This is a genomic window from Paenibacillus sp. FW126-R14 (genome assembly GCF_058789495.1).
Map to the genome: position 1 here is coordinate 1 of NZ_JBYTBS010000033.1, position 18,663 is coordinate 18,663.

General features: G+C 40.4%; 14 protein-coding genes. 3 read left to right on the forward strand and 11 right to left on the reverse strand.

What is annotated here, in order from left to right; translation table 11 throughout:
* From AC3WRW_RS19870 to AC3WRW_RS19905, 8 genes are all read right to left on the reverse strand, one after another.
* A partial coding sequence (locus tag AC3WRW_RS19870) for a hypothetical protein (RefSeq protein WP_492548037.1) occupies window positions 1-242 on the reverse strand: 242 nt, incomplete at its 3' end.
* The gene (locus tag AC3WRW_RS19875; protein ID WP_492548038.1) at window positions 235-798 is read right to left on the reverse strand and encodes a D-glycero-alpha-D-manno-heptose-1,7-bisphosphate 7-phosphatase; all 564 of its coding nucleotides are present in this window, start codon (window positions 796-798) and stop codon (window positions 235-237) included. The genes AC3WRW_RS19870 and AC3WRW_RS19875, both read right to left, overlap by 8 nt.
* Window positions 795-1,484, reverse strand: a complete 690-nt coding sequence (locus AC3WRW_RS19880) for a nucleotidyltransferase family protein (RefSeq protein ID WP_492548039.1) — start codon at window positions 1,482-1,484, stop codon at window positions 795-797. Before AC3WRW_RS19880 ends, AC3WRW_RS19875 begins: the two co-directional genes overlap by 4 nt.
* A gap of 1 nt (window position 1,485) precedes the next feature.
* On the reverse strand, window positions 1,486-2,070 hold the full coding sequence (gene gmhA2 / locus AC3WRW_RS19885) for a D-sedoheptulose 7-phosphate isomerase (RefSeq protein ID WP_492548040.1): 585 nt from the start codon (window positions 2,068-2,070) through the stop codon (window positions 1,486-1,488).
* A gap of 569 nt (window positions 2,071-2,639) precedes the next feature.
* Window positions 2,640-3,671, reverse strand: a complete 1,032-nt coding sequence (locus tag AC3WRW_RS19890; protein WP_492548041.1) for a GHMP family kinase ATP-binding protein — start codon at window positions 3,669-3,671, stop codon at window positions 2,640-2,642.
* Window positions 3,637-7,086 carry a glycosyltransferase gene (locus tag AC3WRW_RS19895; protein ID WP_492548042.1) on the reverse strand — a complete coding sequence of 1,150 codons (3,450 nt, stop codon included), beginning with the start codon at window positions 7,084-7,086 and terminating at the stop codon, window positions 3,637-3,639. The genes AC3WRW_RS19890 and AC3WRW_RS19895 overlap by 35 nt, the downstream gene beginning before the upstream one ends.
* Before the next feature lie 12 nt (window positions 7,087-7,098).
* A complete protein-coding gene (locus AC3WRW_RS19900; RefSeq protein WP_492548043.1) occupies window positions 7,099-8,364 on the reverse strand; it encodes an ABC transporter ATP-binding protein in 1,266 nt (421 codons plus the stop codon).
* An 11-nt stretch (window positions 8,365-8,375) separates the two neighbouring features.
* The gene (locus AC3WRW_RS19905) at window positions 8,376-9,179 is read right to left on the reverse strand and encodes an ABC transporter permease (protein WP_492548044.1); all 804 of its coding nucleotides are present in this window, start codon (window positions 9,177-9,179) and stop codon (window positions 8,376-8,378) included.
* A 207-nt stretch (window positions 9,180-9,386) separates the two neighbouring features.
* Here AC3WRW_RS19905 and AC3WRW_RS19910 point away from each other — a divergent pair, with 207 nt between their 5' ends.
* From AC3WRW_RS19910 to AC3WRW_RS19920, 3 genes are all read left to right on the forward strand, one after another.
* Window positions 9,387-10,676 carry a sulfotransferase family protein gene (locus AC3WRW_RS19910; RefSeq protein ID WP_492548045.1) on the forward strand — a complete coding sequence of 430 codons (1,290 nt, stop codon included), beginning with the start codon at window positions 9,387-9,389 and terminating at the stop codon, window positions 10,674-10,676.
* Between the two features lie 29 nt (window positions 10,677-10,705).
* Entirely contained in the window at window positions 10,706-11,308 is a 603-nt protein-coding gene (gene cysC, locus AC3WRW_RS19915; protein ID WP_492548046.1) for an adenylyl-sulfate kinase, read from the forward strand.
* A 124-nt stretch (window positions 11,309-11,432) separates the two neighbouring features.
* Entirely contained in the window at window positions 11,433-13,949 is a 2,517-nt protein-coding gene (locus AC3WRW_RS19920) for an O-antigen ligase family protein (protein WP_492548047.1), read from the forward strand.
* Window positions 13,950-13,991: 42 nt separating this feature from the next.
* On the opposite strand, the gene AC3WRW_RS19925 is transcribed toward AC3WRW_RS19920, so the two are convergent.
* From AC3WRW_RS19925 to AC3WRW_RS19935, 3 genes are all read right to left on the reverse strand, one after another.
* Window positions 13,992-16,952 (reverse strand): DEAD/DEAH box helicase, encoded by a 2,961-nt coding sequence (locus AC3WRW_RS19925; protein WP_492548048.1) that lies wholly within the window; start codon window positions 16,950-16,952, stop codon window positions 13,992-13,994.
* Complete coding sequence (locus tag AC3WRW_RS19930; protein ID WP_492548049.1) at window positions 16,949-18,154, reverse strand: hypothetical protein; 1,206 nt, start codon at window positions 18,152-18,154, stop codon at window positions 16,949-16,951. Before AC3WRW_RS19930 ends, AC3WRW_RS19925 begins: the two co-directional genes overlap by 4 nt.
* 118 nt (window positions 18,155-18,272) lie before the next feature.
* Window positions 18,273-18,458, reverse strand: coding sequence for a hypothetical protein (locus AC3WRW_RS19935; protein WP_171682945.1), 186 nt, complete (start codon window positions 18,456-18,458; stop codon window positions 18,273-18,275).
* Window positions 18,459-18,663 lie beyond the last annotated feature (205 nt).

Genomic DNA, 18,663 nt, shown 5'->3' on the forward strand with positions numbered 1-18,663 from the left:
GTAATAATTAGTTCGTTAAAAATTGGTCTATGCATACTCTGTATTCTAAACTGTTCATTATATTTAGGATTTTTATTCATAAAAAAAGTTTTAACAACATCTTGAATGGAATGGATTTGTGTATCATCCGCAATATGCATGAGTGAATCACCCATATATGGCTCTTTTATTGTCCACTGATACAAACATACATTTAACAAAATAATTGTTAATAACGAGAAACTCAGAAGAGTCTTATTCATACGCCCCATCCTTCTTTGTTTCCATATAGTTTGAAATGATATCTTTGAAACTTTTCGCAATATACTCCGCCTTACTATGAACTTGATATAGGCATGATGTTAACAGAATATTATGTGCAATACATGCTCTTATTCCTGCTTCAATGTCTGACTCCTTATCTCCAATGAGAAATGACTTATCTAAATCAATATCAAATTCTTGTTTAGCTTTTAAAATCATTCCGGGATTCGGCTTTCTATCAAAACTATCAAGTTTATAGTTATCAATACCATGCTCCGGATGAAAAGGACAATAATATGTTTTTGAGATAGTTATTCCTCTCTCATACATTTGACTTAACATCCATTCTTCCAGTTTTTTATATTCAGATTCAGAATAATATCCTCTACCTATTCCTGCCTGATTGGTAATAATGAACAAAAGGTATCCATTCGAGGTGAAATAGCGCAAAAATTCGAAAATCCCTTCAACAAACTCAAAATCTTCTATTTTATGAACATAATTTTTTTCCACATTAATAACACCATCTCTATCTAGAAAAAGTGCTCTGTTCATTTTATCAACTCTATCTGAGCTTTGACATAATCTTCAGGAATACCAATATCAATAAAATACCCATTAGAAATAATAAAACCAATATTCAACTTATTCGTATATAATTGCAGGAAATCATTTTCGAAAGAAAATTTTAGAGTCTCCGGTTTTAGAGAATAAAAATCTTTCTTTTTTAATACATAGATTCCCCCATTAATTAGTCCATTTTCATTATACTTTTTTTCTTCAAAAGCGATTACTTTATCATTTTCGACAACAACTGTACCATATCTATCGAAACTTTTCATACTCTTTAGTGACATAGTGATATCTCGTTTACCTGTAATATGATAACTTAATAATTCATTAAGATTTACATCAAAGTAAGTATCTCCATTAATAATTAATACATTATCATCATGAACCATCTCTAGTGCTCTAGTAATTGCGCCCCCTGTACCCAGCGGTTCATCTTCAATACTATAACTAATAGAAATCGTCTTATATTCTGCTCCAAAGTAATTTATAACTGATTCATTTTTATAACCAACAGAAAGAATTACCTTTGTAATACCATATTGAAGTAATTGTTCAAGTATATAAGAAAGAAATGGCTTATCTCCTACTGGGGCCATAGGCTTAGGTACATCCACTACTACTGACCTCAAACGAGTTCCAAGGCCACCTGCAAGAATAATTGCTTCCATATTAAAATCCTTTCCCGAATATAGCTTCCTCTACAACCCCGCATATAATATGGCCAATTAAAATATGGGACTCTTGAATTCTAGGTGTTTCATCAGACGGAACTTTAATGCAATAGTCACATAATTCCACCATTTTACCACCAGAACGTCCGGTTAATCCAACCGTAATAATTCCCTTCTCTTTGCAAATTTCTAGGGCTTTGATTACATTTTTTGAATTTCCAGAAGTGGAAATACCAATGAACATATCCCCTTCTTGACCATTTGCTTGCACTTGTCTGGCGAATAAATCTTCGTAACCATAATCATTACCGATTGCTGTTAGAATTGAAGTGTCTGTAGTTAGTGCTAGTGATGGTAAACCAGGACGATCGAAATAAAATCTACTCACAAATTCTCCAGCGATGTGCTGTGCATCTGCAGCGCTTCCACCATTGCCTGCTATCAAAGTTTTTCTATGGTTCTTGTAAACGTCAACTGCTTTCTCAGAAACTGTTTTTATCAACTGAACTAGTTCCTTATCTTGAAGCAGTGCTTGTTTTGTTTCTATGGATTTAGTGATGTGGTCAAGAACAAAATTTTGCATAGTTTTTGTCTCCATTCTTTATCTTAATATCACCTTATTAATTAAGGCGCTTAAGGCGGCCATTTGTCGCTTAAGCAAATCATAGCAAAATGCTTGTTAAGAGGAATCATATTCCGTTATAAATAGAATACAATTCCAGCAGAAAAATAGCTATTACAGACCCTTATGTATATATTGGACTCGAAAAGCCCTGGCAAATTCCATCTCATCGGGTAAATAAGTATAAAAATAATTTTAGATAATCGTAAATACTAACTACTAATGAGGCCGCTAATCCCGGAAATATTCTTAAAATTCTAGCTCTTATGTAACTTCCTAAGCTATGAGACCTTTCAAAACTTTGAGTAATTAAAATACCACTTAATGATGAAAAAAATAGCAACTACTAATACTCCTGCATCCCATTTACCTGCTGTAGCTACTAGTATTACTTCTTTATAGTTAATCTCCAGAACCTAAAGGAAAAGAATGTGAATAAACAACCATAATAGCAGCGAGGAATCTTATAAAATCCAAATTATTATTCCTGCCATCAGCCCTTTGTCCTATGGTTAGATCATTCATTCTGTCTATATTCTCCATGCTTCTGCACCATGTGCATTGAAATGAAAGTGCATAACTTTCCCCTCAAGCTTACTTAATTGATTAACCAAATATAATTTCTGTGTCGGCTCAATCATAAACATCATAAAACCGCCGCCACCTGCACCGGAGACCTTACCCGCATATGCGCCAGCAGCTAGTGCTGTATCAAATACAGCTTCAATCGTGTTATTAGAGATTGTGCTTGCCATTCTCTTCTTAGCTTCCCATGACTTACCCAAGTACTCGGCGAATTTGCGCAAATCACCTTTTAATATGGCCTCTTTCATGATTAATGCGTCTGCTTTAAGCTCATGCATAGCTTGTAATGATACCTCATTCTTATTCTCTGCATTTCGTACTTGCTCTTTAATTATATTAGCGGACTCTCTTGAAGCTCCCGTATAGTAAAGAACAATTGAGGATTCAAGCTCATTTATCACCCAGCTCTTGATTCTCAAGGGATTTACAATTACTCGGTCAGCTGCGTAGAATTCAATAAAATTAAACCCGCCAAAAGTTGCAGCGTATTGATCTTGACGTCCACCGCTCAATCCAACATCAATGCGTTCAATTTCATAGGCTAAGTGCGCGATATCGTACTCTCCCAGAGGTAAATTCAACCACTCAACGAATGCTTGCAAAATAGCTACAACCATGGTCGAGGAAGAACCCAACCCTGATCCTGCAGGTGCATCTGAATAGGTTGTCATTTTAAAGGATAAAGGAACTGAATGATTAAAATCCTTAACGATTCTGTTGTAAATTCCTTTATGCAGGTCTAAGAGACCATCTAGCTCTAGCTTCTCGCTGCTTTCTGATTCATAAAACTCGTTACGATCAGCAGCATAAAATGATATTTTGTTATTAGTGGTTACTTCAATTGTACAGTATGCGTACATATCGATGGTGGCGTTAAGAACATAACCGCCATATTCATCACAATAAGGAGAAACATCCGTTCCTCCACCTGCAAGCCCTAATCTAAGAGGTGCTTTTGACCTTATAATCAATTTCATGCTTCCTTTCAATGTTGAAATCTGATGATATTGTAGATAGGACACTTTCTACTGAAAAATATTTTTGAACATATTCATAAGATTTAGAAGAATACTGGAATAACAACGAATCATTACTATATAGTTCTAATACCATCTCAGCAAATTCATTAGGATTATTGTTTGTTATCAAGTAGCTGTCTATATTAGGCAATCCCTCTGCACCGATACTTGTTGTTACCACTGGAATTTGATGATAAAGTGCTTCAACAACTTTACCTTTTACTCCGGCTCCATATCTTAATGGCACAACTGCTATTTTACATTGATTATAGTAATTGTTTAATTCATCATCGCTTACAAAACCAGTGACAATAATGTTGTCTGATTGATACTTTACTATTTCCTCCGGTGGATTGGACCCAACGATATAAAATTTAATATTACTCTTTTTTTGTAATATCAAAGGGAGTATTTCTTCCACAAACCATTTAACCGCATCAACATTAGGTTTATGCCCAAACCCGCCAACAAATAAAAGATCTTGCTTCTCCTTAAAATCTGGAGCTGCTTGCTGAATATCATCATATATATAAGCTGGAATTGCTTTTACATTTAGTTCAGGTATTAGTTTTCTTAGTTCATCCACCTCTACCTGAGATGGGAAGTAGGCAATATCTGCTTTTCTACATAAATCCAGTTCCTTCGTCTTCCACTCATTTGAAGATTCCAGTAGCTTAGAATTACCAGAAAGCTCATATTCCCTTAGATCTCTCAAATAATGCAAATCATGACCATAATAAATAACTTTCGAATTTGTATAGCGCTTTATAGCATCAATGTACTTCTCAGAAATATGCGGGCGATTTAAAAAAGTGAAATCAATATGTTCTCCGTTATTCTTAATCCAATCTTTCCAGTGTTTAGAATACCAATTCCCGTAGAGCACTTCTATTCCCATTTTTTCAAGTTCTGAAGTGTATGGTTCGTGTTGAAAAAAGTTATCTCCCAAGAATTTAACATTAAACCCAAGCTTGCGAAAAAGATTCAGATACTGAAATACGGTTCTGCTGCCAGCATCTTTATCAAAATGAGGTACATAGTGATCAATAACAAGAATCGTTTTATTCAATCTGCTTCTGTCTCTAGCCTGAAACACATTCTGAGCATTATTAAACTGAAAACCACTTAATTCTGTGCTCCACTTTTCGACAAACTTTTCTTTATTATGAACTTGATAGCTCTTTACCCCTGAACTAGTATCAGTTCCATGTGAAATTCCTTCAAAATGTACTACAATTGATTTTGGCTGAAGTACTACTTTGTATCCATGTTTCCGTACCTCGAATGCTAAGTCGGAATCTTCAAAATAGGCAGGAACGTAACGGACATCAAATCCTCCGATCTCTGTCCAAAGATCAGTACGAATCATAATCGCTGCACCAGATATGTAATCCACTTCTTTAACATAATTGTACTCTGGCTTACTAGGATCATCTAAACGACCGTAATTCCATCCGCTTGCATCATTCCAAATGATTCCGCCCGCCTCTTGAAGCCTTCCGTCAGGATATACCAATTTTGATCCTATCATACCAATTGTACTATCTTTTTCGACTAATTCCACCAAGTAATTTAACCAGTTTTCTTGTACATTGGTATCATTGTTGAGAAAGAAGATATATTTTCCTTTAGCATGTTTAGCCGCGTTATTGCAGTTCAACAGAAAGCCTCTATTGACGCCATCTCGTACGACATGAATATTTTCGATGTAATCTGCTATTTGAATGGTCTCATCAATTGACATATCATCAGCAATAATAATTTCATAGGCGATATGATCAGTATTCACGGAAATAGATTTCAAACAAGAATACGTATAATCCCATTGATTGTAGACGGGAATAATGATTGAAACCAAGGGCTTCTCAAATTGAGGAAATTTAATCTTATCCTTAGTTTGATTTGAGTCTATTAGTTTAATTTCGAATTGATCAACTTCCTTATGCCGATCCATATAATGATCAATTCGATTTTCGATATTCCCTATATCTTCTGTGCTCAAATAGTATCTTAATTTTTTCAGATTAGATTTATTCAAGCTTTTAATCATCTTGCGCGGCTCTTTGATCGTTTTAGCGACTAACTTAGCCACAAATTTCCTTTTACTATTTTTAGGAACTACTTTATCTCTATAGCGATAATATTTATCAAGTACCTTCCAGCCAGTAGAATGATAAATATTATTCAATGCTCTATCGCTTTCTAGTAAAAGATTAATATGTCCGTCCTTATTTTTAAGTTCCTGATCTTTGTCTTTAAGTTCCTGATCTTTGTTATTAAGTTCCTGATCTTTGTTATTAATCTCTTGTTCATGACTTTCTATCTTCCTGACGTCATGGTTAACTCTTTTTATGACCTCATCCAAGTCACAATTTTGAATACCATATTCTTGTCCAAGTCTTCTTAGAATCTCATCGTTATTCATCTTTTGCTGTTCGATTTCTTGTTTTAAGACATTCTGCTCATTTAGTGCATTGATTAGTTTATCTTGTAAATCACTTGTTTTTTCATGCAAATTTATGTTTTTTTCTTGCATTTCAAGCAGTTTATCTTTTATCCTTCTTATCTCAACTGAAAGATCGCTAATGTGAGCATTTAAATGGTTAATATGTTTGTTTTTATCATCCACCTCATCTTGAAGTGAAAGAATTCTATTCATCATCTCAATGTATTTATCGGCAAAAAGAATGGATGAACCAATAGTAAGATTTGCTATTTCTTCATCACTACAAATTGCAATAAAATAGGTGCCCTCTATCTCTGAAGATTCTTGTTCCAGTTTCACTTGACGAATGTTCTCTTGTTGAGAAAAATCAGTAATGACGGAAGCAACTTCATTCTTTTGATGGAATATTTTAACCTCCCCAAAAAAGTTATTGAGTAAGTCAGTGAATTCATCTTTATAAAACTCTTTTATATGGAAAGGATTTTGATAATTACGTAAATCAGAGTAAACATGTTTGTTGGGTGTTGAGATAATAAGTAAACCACCGGGTTTCAGGACTCTTTTAATTTCACTAAGAAATGAGTTCTGTAGAGTTTCATTTACATGTTCAATAGTCTCAAAAGAAACAACCACATCAACAGATTGATTTGGTAAAGGTAACTTTTCTATAGAAGCTACTTGAAAAGAAAGATTGTCTTTTTTATAAGTTGAAGCGGCATGTTGTATAGTTTCTTCACTTATATCTATCCCCAATACCTTATCAGCAGTATCCGAAAGGATGGATGATCCATATCCTTCTCCACAAGCAGCGTCAAGAACGACTTTGCCTTTTACTATCTCAGTAATGGATAAATATCTTTGAAGATGTTCGATTGTTATTTGAGTTTCCGTTAATTGTGGCACAAATCTCTCGCCTGTAAATTCCATGGTTTTTCCACCTTATTCTAGAGAATAAAATTTCACATTATCCATAATGTAGAACCCGCTTAATTGATGCTTTGTAACTGGTAACACTTGAATTACTAATGCATCGTGGACCCAGCTATGTTGTGTATGCACTTCCTGCGATCCTGAAGCTATAGCTGGAGAAATAGAGTATTGCCCAATATTCAAGGGTGGAAATGGAAATTCAAAACAAAATTCATAATAATTATCTGCTGTCATTTCTGGGATAAATTCTTCCAATACAAAACTGTTAGCTTGTGTCATTACATTACCAATTCTATCTTTTACAGAGAATCCAATAATTGGATTTACAATCGAAGTATTTGCTTTTATTTTTATGAACATTTTCACTTGTTGTCCTGGCTCAACGATTGAAATCTTTTGTTCTGATTTGACATCGTATAGTGATATACCAGCAATCCTCGCCTCATCATCTCCTAGAACATCCAAGCTTTCATCAATATCATCAATCATTTGGTTACCATCATTTTGAAGTTGATTGCCGCCTAATGATTTGGTTAGGTTCGACCCAATCATGAATGCTTGATACTTCTTAGACAATTCCTTGGGATTACCTTCGTCAAGCAAAACTCCCTCGTTAATCCAAATAGCCCTATTACAATACTTGGTGACAACTGAGAGATCGTGGGATACGAACAGAATCGTTTTTGTATCTTTAAACTCATCTATTTTACGAAAACATTTTTGTTGAAATCTCATATCCCCAACACTTAAAGCTTCATCTATTATTAATATTTCAGGGTCTATATTAATAGCTACAGAAAATGCCAGTCGTACAAACATTCCACTAGAGTATACTTTAACGGGTTGATAAATAAATTCTCCAATGTCGGCAAAAGACAATATGTCATCTAATCTCTGGTCCATCTCGTCTTTGGTAAACCCCATAATCGTACCATTCATATAAATGTTCTCAAGCCCCGTTAGTTCCGGATTAAAACCAGCTCCAAGCTCTAACAAGGCAGAGATCTTCCCGTTTACTGCTATGTTCCCAGTCGATGGATTCAATACACCGGTTATCATTTTTAACAAGGTAGATTTACCGGATCCATTTTTTCCGATAATACCCAACGTCTCCCCTTTTCCTACATTAAACGAAACATTGCTAAGCGCATGGAATTCTTTATGATATTTTTTACCAAATGGATTTAATGACTCAAGAAGTCTATCTACTGGCTTGTCATATAGCTTATATGTTTTACTTAAGTTCATTGCCTGAATAGCAAATTCATTAGTCATTTATATTCTCCTTATAAGACGTCTGCAAAATGAGGCCGGAGCTTTTTAAATAGAAACCTGCCAATAAATAGCACAATTATGGTAATCAGCCAGAAATTAATGGTTTGAAACTCATGCTGCCAGAACCACTTATGATAAATAAAAGTTTCTCTATATCCTTCGATAATGTAATACATCGGATTCAACTTATAAAAAAATATGTACTTTTCAGGTATGATTTTCAAAGAATAGAAAATCGGTGTCAGCCAAAAACCAAATTGTACAATCATCGAAATAATTTGCCCAACATCTTTGAGAAAGACAGTCAATGAAGAAGTTATCCACGATAGACCTACTAATAATATGATCATAGCTCCTAAATAATAAGGAATTTGTAAAAGATATATCGTCGGTCCATATCCGTACAACAAGAACATAAGAAAGAGAAACACTAGAAAGAAAACATGTACAAACAATGCAGAGTAGATTTTGACTATAGGTAAAACACTAACACGAAAAACTACTTTCTTAACTAAATAACTGCTTTCAGTTATCGAATATGCACTCGTTTGCAAACCTTCAGCAAAGTAATTCCAGGCGATCATCGCTGTTGAGAGCCAGAGAATAAAGGGAAAATTATCAACCGGAGTAGATTTAAAACCAACTTGGAATACAAACCACAAGAGTAAAATATTAATTGTAGGCTGTATAAATGCCCATGTTATCCCCAAATAGGATCCTATATTTTTCTTTTTAAAGTCATTTTTAGCTAGTGCCCAAATTAGTCGTTGATTTGCTAAAAATTGTCTAAACCATCTAAAATGCGACTTTTTCACTATGTGCAAACCCCTTTGAATAAGTTAATCTCGTTAATAATTGATACGACGCATGTTTTATCTTATCAAAACAATGACTTGATTACTACCAGCTTAACATAATGTGAAAATTGTGGGAATTGAACCTTACCTAATTTCGACAAATTTCCTTCATAAATCCAATCTAGAATAAAGAAGATTATTATATAAAGAGGAGCTAGTCATTTTATGAAGCACAACGCACTACCCATATTTATCATTGGTTCATATCGATCAGGAACAAGTGTACTCACTTGGTGTTTAGGTCAGCATAGTAACATTCTACCATTGGAAGAAACGAATTGGCTAAGCAGACTTAGTGTGGATTTGGACTATTTGTATGAGTTAGGAACTGCGAATCATTACTTTTCTCATCTAAGCGCAGCTGGAATAATTAAGGATGACTTTTATAAATCATTCGGTTTGTTAGTAAATAACTACTTAGAAACTACTAAAGAACAATTAATTACAAGATCTCTACACATGCCCGACACCTTTTACAATAAAAATTATAGTCTCAGAAGATCAACGCTAGATAAAAAAGAACGATGGATTGATGGAACACCTGAAAATTCTCACTATGTTTATGGACTGCATAAGATGTTTCCAAAAGCAAAATTTATACATATTATCAGAAATCCAGAAAATGTCGCTAGATCCTTAATGCATTTCTCTACTGCTGGCGCTAGAGACTACACCGAAGATGAGGCATATACGACCTGGCTTCGATTAACGAAAGATTGTATACTCGCAGAACAAGCTCTTGGGCAAAATAAAGTATTGCGAATTAAATTTGAAGATTTGATTAGTAAGCCGCAAGAAACGCTTTCAAGGTGTTTAGAGTTTGTTGGAGAGAGCTTTGAGCCTGATTGTCTCCTTCCACTTGGGACTAAAATAAACAGTTCCACTTACTCAGAGGAAACAAACTCTTATTCCGTTCCTATTCCAGTATCAAAGAGGGAAGCAATCTCCTACTACTCAAAACTTCGTAGTGAAGAACATATATCTTCTTATCCTTCACTTTCTAGTTACAGGTCCCTTCGTTTAAAATTCGTTCATTATGCAAGGTCTCAAAGACCTTCTGAAATTGAAAGTTTAAGTCATTGGGCTTATTCTCTGCAGAAAGAAAATGAACAAAAGGATTTTCGAATTATTCAATTAGAAAAAGAACTACAAAAATTCAAACCACTAGAGATAAACGACTATGGCCCAAAAGAAATCACAGCTAATCAGCCTTTCAACATACAAGAGAATGGAGAAAATGCGATTTGGCTTTCGACAGCTAATGCGACAGATACCACTATGATTTCACTGAATGGGAACATTATAAGCTCTATTGTTCAAAATAATGGCACTCTGGTAACTGCAGTTATCCCACAAGAGCTAACGAAAAAGCATGGTAGCTATCGTTTAATTCTTACTGATATAAAAACTGGCGGAATCTCAAATGAAATAAACTTTATCATAAATCCTGACTGATCATTACATATAGAAATAGGAGTATGGAAATGAGTGAAACAAGGCCTAGTGTTTTTTGGCACCAGAGTAAAGTTACAGTTGAAGATAGAAGAAAACTTAAGAAACATAAAGGCTGTGTCATTTGGTTAACTGGTGTATCCGCATCAGGTAAATCTACAATAGCAAATGAATTAGACAAGTATTTGTACATGCGGCATATCCACTCCTATGTACTAGATGGCGATAACGTCAGGCACAGTCTGAATAAAGACCTAGGATTTTCTCCAGAAGACAGAAAAGAGAATATTAGGCGAATCGGAGAAGTAGCTAAACTTTTTGTGGACGCCGGATTAATTACGATAGTCGCATCGATATCCCCTTACCTTGAGGATCGAAATGCAGTTCGAAATCTATTCCCTCCCGGAGAGTTTATAGAGACATATATCAAATGCTCCATCGAAGAATGTGAAAAAAGAGACCCCAAAGGATTGTATAAGATGGCCCGTACACAACAACTGGAACAATTTACAGGTGTTTCCGCTCCTTACGAAGTTTCCGAATCACCTGAAATTGTGATTGAAACAGATCATCTTTCAATTGAAAATTCAGTCAAACAATTAGTGGATTACCTTAAACATATCAAATATCTGTAAAATGATAGCCTCTTCCTTGGAATAAGAAAGAGGCTTCTTTTTTTTAACAATCATTATTTGGAAACTCTCTTCCATCTATGCTAGAATAAAGTCGAACTCTAGCGGAGAAGGAGACTGTTTTATCATGAGTGCAAGTAAGAATGATTACGCGGCGGCGCGTGCAAAAGCAAGTGGAACGATAACGACAGAGAAGAGCTCTGTTATTTTTTGGTTTTTAGTAGTGTTTACGGGTTTGTTCATGTTCTGGGCGCCGTTTCAGCGGGCGTTATTTAACGGGGGAACGTATGAATTCGAGCAATCGATCTACTCGGCTTCGGTGTGGTCCTCCATCATTATGCTGCTGATTGCGATTCTTGCTTTCTTTGTTTTCAAGCTTAAAGAGCAGAAAGATGTACTGACAATTCTAGTGCTTATTATGCCACTTACTTATGTCATTTCTTTGTCGAATTCGGCCTCGCACTATTTGGCAACCAATATGGTCTACATCCAAATGCTGTATGCTACATTCTTCATTTTAGGTGTATTTCTGACAAAAAACAAGCTTGGAACGTCGATAGTTGCCAGTTTACTAATGATCTCGGGATATTTCATCGTTCTCTTCGGACTTTTGTACTGGTTGGGCAATGGCAGCTTTGCCGGGCACCTGGTTGGATGGTTCGCCCTCATGGATTCGAACACACCGAACTTGTATCGCGATGCGGTTATGACGGACTCTAACGGCTTGCGTTTGACTTCTGTATTCCAGTATGCAAATACTTACGCTGCTTTCTTAATTACACTATCGCTTGGTGCGCTGTTCTTCATAGTGAAGTCCCGCAAATGGCAGACTGTTCTCCCGCACGCATTCTTGTTGGTGCCAATCCTAGTGTCATTCTGGTTGACGCTTTCCCGCGGCGCGATTGTCGTGATTCCGGTTGTTTTCTTGATCATGTTGTTCTTCTTTTCGATGAGCAGACAGATTCTTGCTCTCCTTCAGTTCGGGTTAGCCTTCATAACGTCTCTACTCATTCTTCAAAAGGTGACAGATATCGGAATCGGATTGCAAAAACAGCCTAGTGCCTCAGATTCATGGCATGGTTGGTCTATTTTATTGATTGCTTCCGTAGTTTTTACGGCGCTGGCTATCGTGATTCAGCTCTTCGTAGCGCCATGGTTGGAGCGTGTGACAGCCCGGTTTGACGCTAAAAAATATGCTACTTTCATTCTTCCTGTTGCTGCGATTGTTGTTGGCGTATTAGGAGCTATCCTTATTCTCAGTGATACTGGCTTCAAAAATATTCTTCCTGACAACGTAAAGACACGGATTGAGAATATTAACTTCCAACAGCACAGTGTTCTTGAGCGTGGAACGTTCTACAAAGATGCAGTGAAACTTTGGTCGGATTATCCGATTATTGGTGCCGGTGGCGGCGCTTGGGCTTCTTTATATGAGAAGTATCAAAACAATCCGTATACGAGCCGTCAGGCTCACAATTTCGCTCTGCAATATTTGGTTGAGGTTGGAGCGCTTGGTTTTCTTGTTTTCGTTGGATTCGTTCTTGCCGTTTTTGCATTCTATATTCGAAGCTACATCAAAAGCTCGCAGGAGAAACGAGACCTGCACTTCCTATTTTTCATTGTAACCATTTCTCTCTTGGTCCACAGTATGATTGACTTCGATTTGAGTTATGTATATCTTGGCGCGATTCTATTCCTTGCTCTTGGCGGATTGCTCAGTAACGTTGATTCAGCGCCGCTGCGTCTTAAGTCCGGATCTGTCGCTATTCACAAAATGTTCCCGGCGCTGCTGGCCATTGTATCAATCGTGATGTTCTATATTTCCGCTCAGCTCGTTTCGGCGAATAGTTCCTATAGACAAACGCTTGAGGTTGTCAAAACGAGTCAAGATTATAGTCAAATTATTAAACCATTGGACAATGCCATTTCTTTGCATCCTGCGCATCCGGATTACTTGTTAACAGGCCAGATCAGCAGAATAGGCATCCTGCTTCAGGTTTACAATCAGACACTGAAGGAAGACCCGAAGAGAGCAGAAGGCTTTTTCAATCAAGCCCAAGATCTAATGAATCAGTTGCTGAAAAAAGAACCGCATAACCGCATGGTAGCGATGCAGCAGCTTAATATGCTTCTGCTCAAAGGGAAGCACCAAGAAGCGCTGGACTGGTCCAACGCGCAGATTCCTAACTACCCTTGGTACACGGAAATGTATGAAAAAAGTATGGCTCTGAGTATTGAGCTTGCGAACCAAGCTAATGCAAAGAATAATACACAAGAATATAACAAAAGACTTGATGATGCTCTTGCCATTTATAAAGAAGTTCTTGCCCGTGTTGATTCTCTAAAAGACTTGCCTAAAGAACAGGCACAGGGCCGTGAATTTGCTGTTACACCAAGTATGGCTTTGAATGTCGGACAGATCAACTATATGCGTGGAGATTACGCAGGTGCTGCATCTACGATCCAACCGTATATAACCGATCAATTAGACGATCAATCGAATCGTGTTCTGATCAGATGGTATTTGGCTGCTTTGCAAAAACAAAGCAAGAACGATCAAGCTCTGATGGACAAGCTGATTGCCAAAGATCCGGCTGAAAAGCAAAACATTGAAGCAATTTTGGCTACGAATTTTCCAAAATAAAAAAGAAGCGCCATATCAACGTGGCGCTTCTTTTCTATTTCCTCACTTCTCCACCCACTCCCGCCGAAGGGCGAACAACTCCCGCAGCTCGCTCGTCGACATCTCCGTGACCCAGTTCTCGCCGGTGCCTACGATGTGCTCGCTGAGGCCTTTTTTGCGCTCGATCATCTCGTCGATGCGCTCTTCGAGCGTCCCCAAGGTGATGAACTTATGCACCTGCACATCGCGGGTTTGGCCGATGCGGAAGGCGCGGTCCGTGGCCTGGTTTTCCACGGCGGGGTTCCACCAGCGGTCGTAGTGGAAAACATGGTTCGCCGCGGTGAGGTTTAAACCGGTTCCTCCTGCTTTCAGCGAGAGGATGAAGATCCTGCAGCGCTCCGCCTCCGGGAGCGCCTCGTCCTGGAAGCGCGCGATCATCTCATCGCGCTTCGCCGCAGTTACTGCCCCGTGCAAGAACTGCACTGGCTCGCCCCGCTCCTGCGCGATAACGCGCTGCAGGAGGTAGCCCATCTCGACGAACTGAGTGAAGATGAGGCAGCCGCCTCCATCGCTCCTAAGTTCGTCGACCATTTCAAGCAGGCGCTCCAGCTTCGCGGAGCGCCCGGCCGTACCGGGGGCATGAGCAGCCCCCGGACGAACTCCATCCTTCAATAGCAACGAAGGATGGTCGCAAATCTGCTTCAGCTTCATCAATGAAGCAAGTACGAGCCCTTTCTTCTCCATCACAGAAAGGCTGTCGATTCTCTCCATCATGCTTTGCACGACATTTTCGTAAAGCGCCGCTTGCTCGGAAGTCAAAGCCACATACGCTTTGGACTCAACCTTCTCCGGCAAATCCAGCTGAATCGCCGGATCTTTCTTGACCCGCCTCAGCAAGAACGGGCGGATTAAACGCTGAACCCGTGAGGTCAGCTCCGGCGAGCCGTCGGTGCTTTTTTCAATCGGTCCAACGTAGTGATGATTGAAATGGCGCAGCGTTCCAAGATAGCCTGGATTGATAAAGTCAAAAATCGACCAAAGCTCAGTCAATCGATTCTCGAGCGGCGTCCCTGTCAACGCGATGCGGTGGCGGGCCCCCAGCCCGCGAATCGCTTGGGACTGCTTCGTATAAGCGTTTTTGATATTTTGCGCTTCGTCCAAACAGAGCGTGTTCCAGGCCATGCGCGATAATTCCTCTTCATCGAGCTGAGCGATATTGTATGAGGTGATCACGAGGTCTGCGCCCGTTATAGAGGCTTCGAAAGCTTCTCCTTTGGCGCGCTGCGCCCCGTAATGGAGATGCACCTTGAGAGATGGCGCGAAGCGTGCTAACTCTTTCTGCCAATTGCCAAGAACGGATGTTGGACATATCAGCAAGGAGGGCGCCGAACCAAATGTTGCCGTCACAGGATTTGGGGCACCCCGTAATGCCAACAAATAAGCAATAAACTGCAAGGTCTTCCCGAGCCCCATATCATCCGCCAGGCACCCGCCCAGACCGATCTCTCTCAGAAAAAGGAGCCAAGATACCCCCTCCGCCTGATAAGGCCGCAGATCGGCCTCCAAGCCTTCAATCGGGGCAAGCGGGATTAATTTCCGTTGATTCAGCTTTCTCAGCAGCGTCCTTAACGAGCCGTTAAGCTCAATGTTGACCCTGAACTCTCCATCCGTCTCTCCCTTGCTTGATGGTGGCGTATCAGGATGCTCCAGGTTCTGTTCCAAAACTTCCCGAAAGGAGAGTCCCTTCCTCCTGTCTCTCCCCTGCATCGCGGCTTTCAGCAGCTCCAGGTCCGCAGAATCAAGCTGTATCCATTTGCCTCGGATATAAATTAACCTTTTTTTCTGCTCCGCAATTTGATGAAACTCTTCTTCGGACAAAACCACTCCGCCTAAAGCGACACGCCAGTCGAATTGGATGATATGGTCCATGCCGAACATCGGTTTACGTGAAGTCCCCACGGAGCTTCGCACTTTCGCACGCAGTTCAGGACGCGCACGACTAAGCTCTCCCCACCATGAAGGCAGGAAAACCGAGATGCCGGCTGCCACGAGCTGCAAACTCGATTCCGTAAGAAACTCCCACGCCTGATCGTCCGAAAGCTGCTCCACGATTTTCCCCTTCTGGTGCTCGCTCTCCAGCTGCGGCAAAATACGAAGTATCCGCCCGATCTGCTCTTGGATTTTCGCCTCAATACCGTCCTGCCATGGAGCAGGAGGCTGCCCAATCAAACAGTTCCCCGTCGTACTGAACTCCACGAATCGGTTCGCATCCATACGATCCTGCGCGATGAATCTTAGACGCCAATCAGCCCCATTATCTTTGGCCGTGGTCGTTCCGTCCACATACGTTTCCGCATAGGGCTCCACCATCTGCACGCAGATCCGGTAAGGCGTACCGTCCTGCTTCCACCCAATCGCCAGCAGCCAATCGTCCTCCTGCATCCAGCTTACATCGGCGGTTGGCCCTTTTTGCAGCAGGGTATCCCCCTCCGATAAGCGGGTCCAAGCCATGCCAAGCTCTGAGTCAGGTTCTTCTTTTATCTTTTCTACAGCTGCAGCATGGAACCAATCGTGCCAGAACACTTCGTCCAACCGATTGTTAAAAAGCTGCTCAAGCTCTACCTGCTTCGCACCCGGCAGCCGCGGCTTCCACCCCAAACTGCCTTGCAGCCAGTGCCGGTAAGACGGCATGTACCAACCGGCAGCCAGCGCTTCTCTCAGCAGAGAGGCTCCTTTTTTCATGAGAAGCACATCCGCATCCCACGATAATTGCCCATGCAATAAAATACCCGGCTCAGCCAAATAATTGAGCGCCATATAAGGCGGTACGACCAAGCTCTCCCCATATCCGGTGCGAATGCATTCCAGTCGTGTACCATAATAAGAACTTTCATGCCAAGCAAACAGCAGCTTTCGCAGCACATAGCCAGGAACCTCGTTAGCTTCCTCCGTCTCTCCGTAGAAGGCAAAGCTCCCCGTAGGGAGCAGCTGGACTCGAATATGTACCTGTGACAAGATGATCATATCAGCAGCTTTCCTTTCCGTAATTCCTCCTGGAATGCGCGATAGCGCGAATACTCCTTGATAAGCTGCACCAAATACGCTTCGAGTCTGGGCGTTTGTTTCAGCTTTTTATAGGCGGCTGCGAGCTTTTTGAGCAGTTTGACCGCTTGTTTATAAGATTCGCGATTCTTAACCTGCAGACACTCCTCAATCGCATAATGATAAAGAGGCAGCAGCACGCGAACATCAGCTTTCTCGACTTTCTTCAGTTGAGCCGGATCCGCATCCAGCGGCGATACATTCAGCAAAAGCATCAAGTCTCCCCATGCCTGATATTCCTCTTTCTCAAACAGGTAATGAGAATAATAGATGTAACTGGCAGGCAGCAGTTCCACCATCGCTTTCCTGTACTCCTCTTCTATATCTTCCTCCGCTGCCGCCTCTTTCCACAAATCAAAATACTCAGCCGCCTGATACGCCGCTTCTCTCCGGATCACAGGTGCAAGCCAACGGAGCCATTTCAACAACCGATCCCGCTGCTGCTCTTTAGCAAAAGTTCTCAAATAACCGAACCAATCCTCTGGCTCAATCACTTGGATTCCCGTCTGAATGCGATCCCAAGCGTTCTCGTCCTCGCCGGACAAAATATCAAAATGGGCCAAAGCCGCAACAGCCGCTTCACGCGCCCCCTTATTCCTCTCCTTATCCCCTGCAATCTGCCGCAATCTGGCAAGCTCGTCCGCTACCAGGCTTTGCTCATACAGCAAACCGGACCACAGAAGTTTACTGATCTCTATCCACTTGCTGATCAGTTCCCCCGATTCTTTAGCAGCCTGCTTAGCCACGTAAGTCGCAAGCTCCCTCAAATGTTCGGGATACTTCTTCTGCGCCTTCTCCATATCGATCTCCCGCAGAACGGATGTTAACTGTTCATAGCTGTGTTTCGTTATTTTGGAGAAATAATAGCCTGCATTATAAAAGAAGTCATACATGCCTGACTTGGCCTCAGCCAAAGTCTCGCAGAGCTGCAAAAGATACAGCACGACTTGAATATCATAAATCCCCCGTATGGTCGGTTCCCATTCATCCGCAATCCGGTTGAGCTGTCCCCAGGCCCGAACGTACAATTCCTCCACGCTAAACGCGTTGTATACTTTGGCATTCGCATACTGCCTTTCATAATAGGAAACCCACTCCGCGCACGTTCCCGTTTCTTTAGGCACAATAACCGACCCTCCATCACTCCTAAAACTATCCCTCCATTATACAGGAAAAGACATCCCATCCATAAAAAAAACCTAGCCGGAATCTTCGCAGATTCGGACTAGGCCGTCACACTGATTAGTCGCGCAGCATGCCTTGATGCGGATGCGGGTGTGTGCCGCAATACTCATCGATCTCTTCACAAGTGTACACATGCTCATAAACAGGTACACAGTGATGTCTGTTTACGACTTGAATCGGATGGATCACTTGAACCCTCTGCGGGTGATAAAAATCTCTAACAACTCTTTCCGGATCCGTCATTATAGGGTCAGCAGGTGGACACTGAAAGTTTTTTCCTGGGCCAGTTAAGTTCGGTTGAAAAGCCATTGATAAGTCAACTCCTCTTTAGGTTTGTGTTATTCTATGTCTATGCCTAGTCCAAGGAATGTACCAATGCCTAGTTTTTAAATAATTAGGCTCATTTTATTAGCCAAACAGGTAAATGTCCAAGCAGACAAGAAATAGC

What these genes read in the sequence shown, in the direction of transcription:
- AC3WRW_RS19890 (WP_492548041.1), bottom strand. Translation starts at nt 3,671, where the DNA reads ATGAAATTGATTATAAGGTCAAAAGCACCTCTTAGATTAGGGCTTGCA.
- gmhA2 (WP_492548040.1), bottom strand. Translation starts at nt 2,070, where the DNA reads ATGCAAAATTTTGTTCTTGACCACATCACTAAATCCATAGAAACAAAA.
- AC3WRW_RS19875 (WP_492548038.1), bottom strand. Translation starts at nt 798, where the DNA reads ATGAACAGAGCACTTTTTCTAGATAGAGATGGTGTTATTAATGTGGAA.
- AC3WRW_RS19935 (WP_171682945.1), bottom strand. Translation starts at nt 18,458, where the DNA reads ATGACGGATCCGGAAAGAGTTGTTAGAGATTTTTATCACCCGCAGAGG.
- AC3WRW_RS19880 (WP_492548039.1), bottom strand. Translation starts at nt 1,484, where the DNA reads ATGGAAGCAATTATTCTTGCAGGTGGCCTTGGAACTCGTTTGAGGTCA.
- AC3WRW_RS19900 (WP_492548043.1), bottom strand. Translation starts at nt 8,364, where the DNA reads ATGACTAATGAATTTGCTATTCAGGCAATGAACTTAAGTAAAACATAT.
- AC3WRW_RS19920 (WP_492548047.1), top strand. Translation starts at nt 11,433, where the DNA reads ATGAGTGCAAGTAAGAATGATTACGCGGCGGCGCGTGCAAAAGCAAGT.
- AC3WRW_RS19925 (WP_492548048.1), bottom strand. Translation starts at nt 16,952, where the DNA reads ATGATCATCTTGTCACAGGTACATATTCGAGTCCAGCTGCTCCCTACG.
- cysC (WP_492548046.1), top strand. Translation starts at nt 10,706, where the DNA reads ATGAGTGAAACAAGGCCTAGTGTTTTTTGGCACCAGAGTAAAGTTACA.
- AC3WRW_RS19895 (WP_492548042.1), bottom strand. Translation starts at nt 7,086, where the DNA reads ATGGAATTTACAGGCGAGAGATTTGTGCCACAATTAACGGAAACTCAA.
- AC3WRW_RS19910 (WP_492548045.1), top strand. Translation starts at nt 9,387, where the DNA reads ATGAAGCACAACGCACTACCCATATTTATCATTGGTTCATATCGATCA.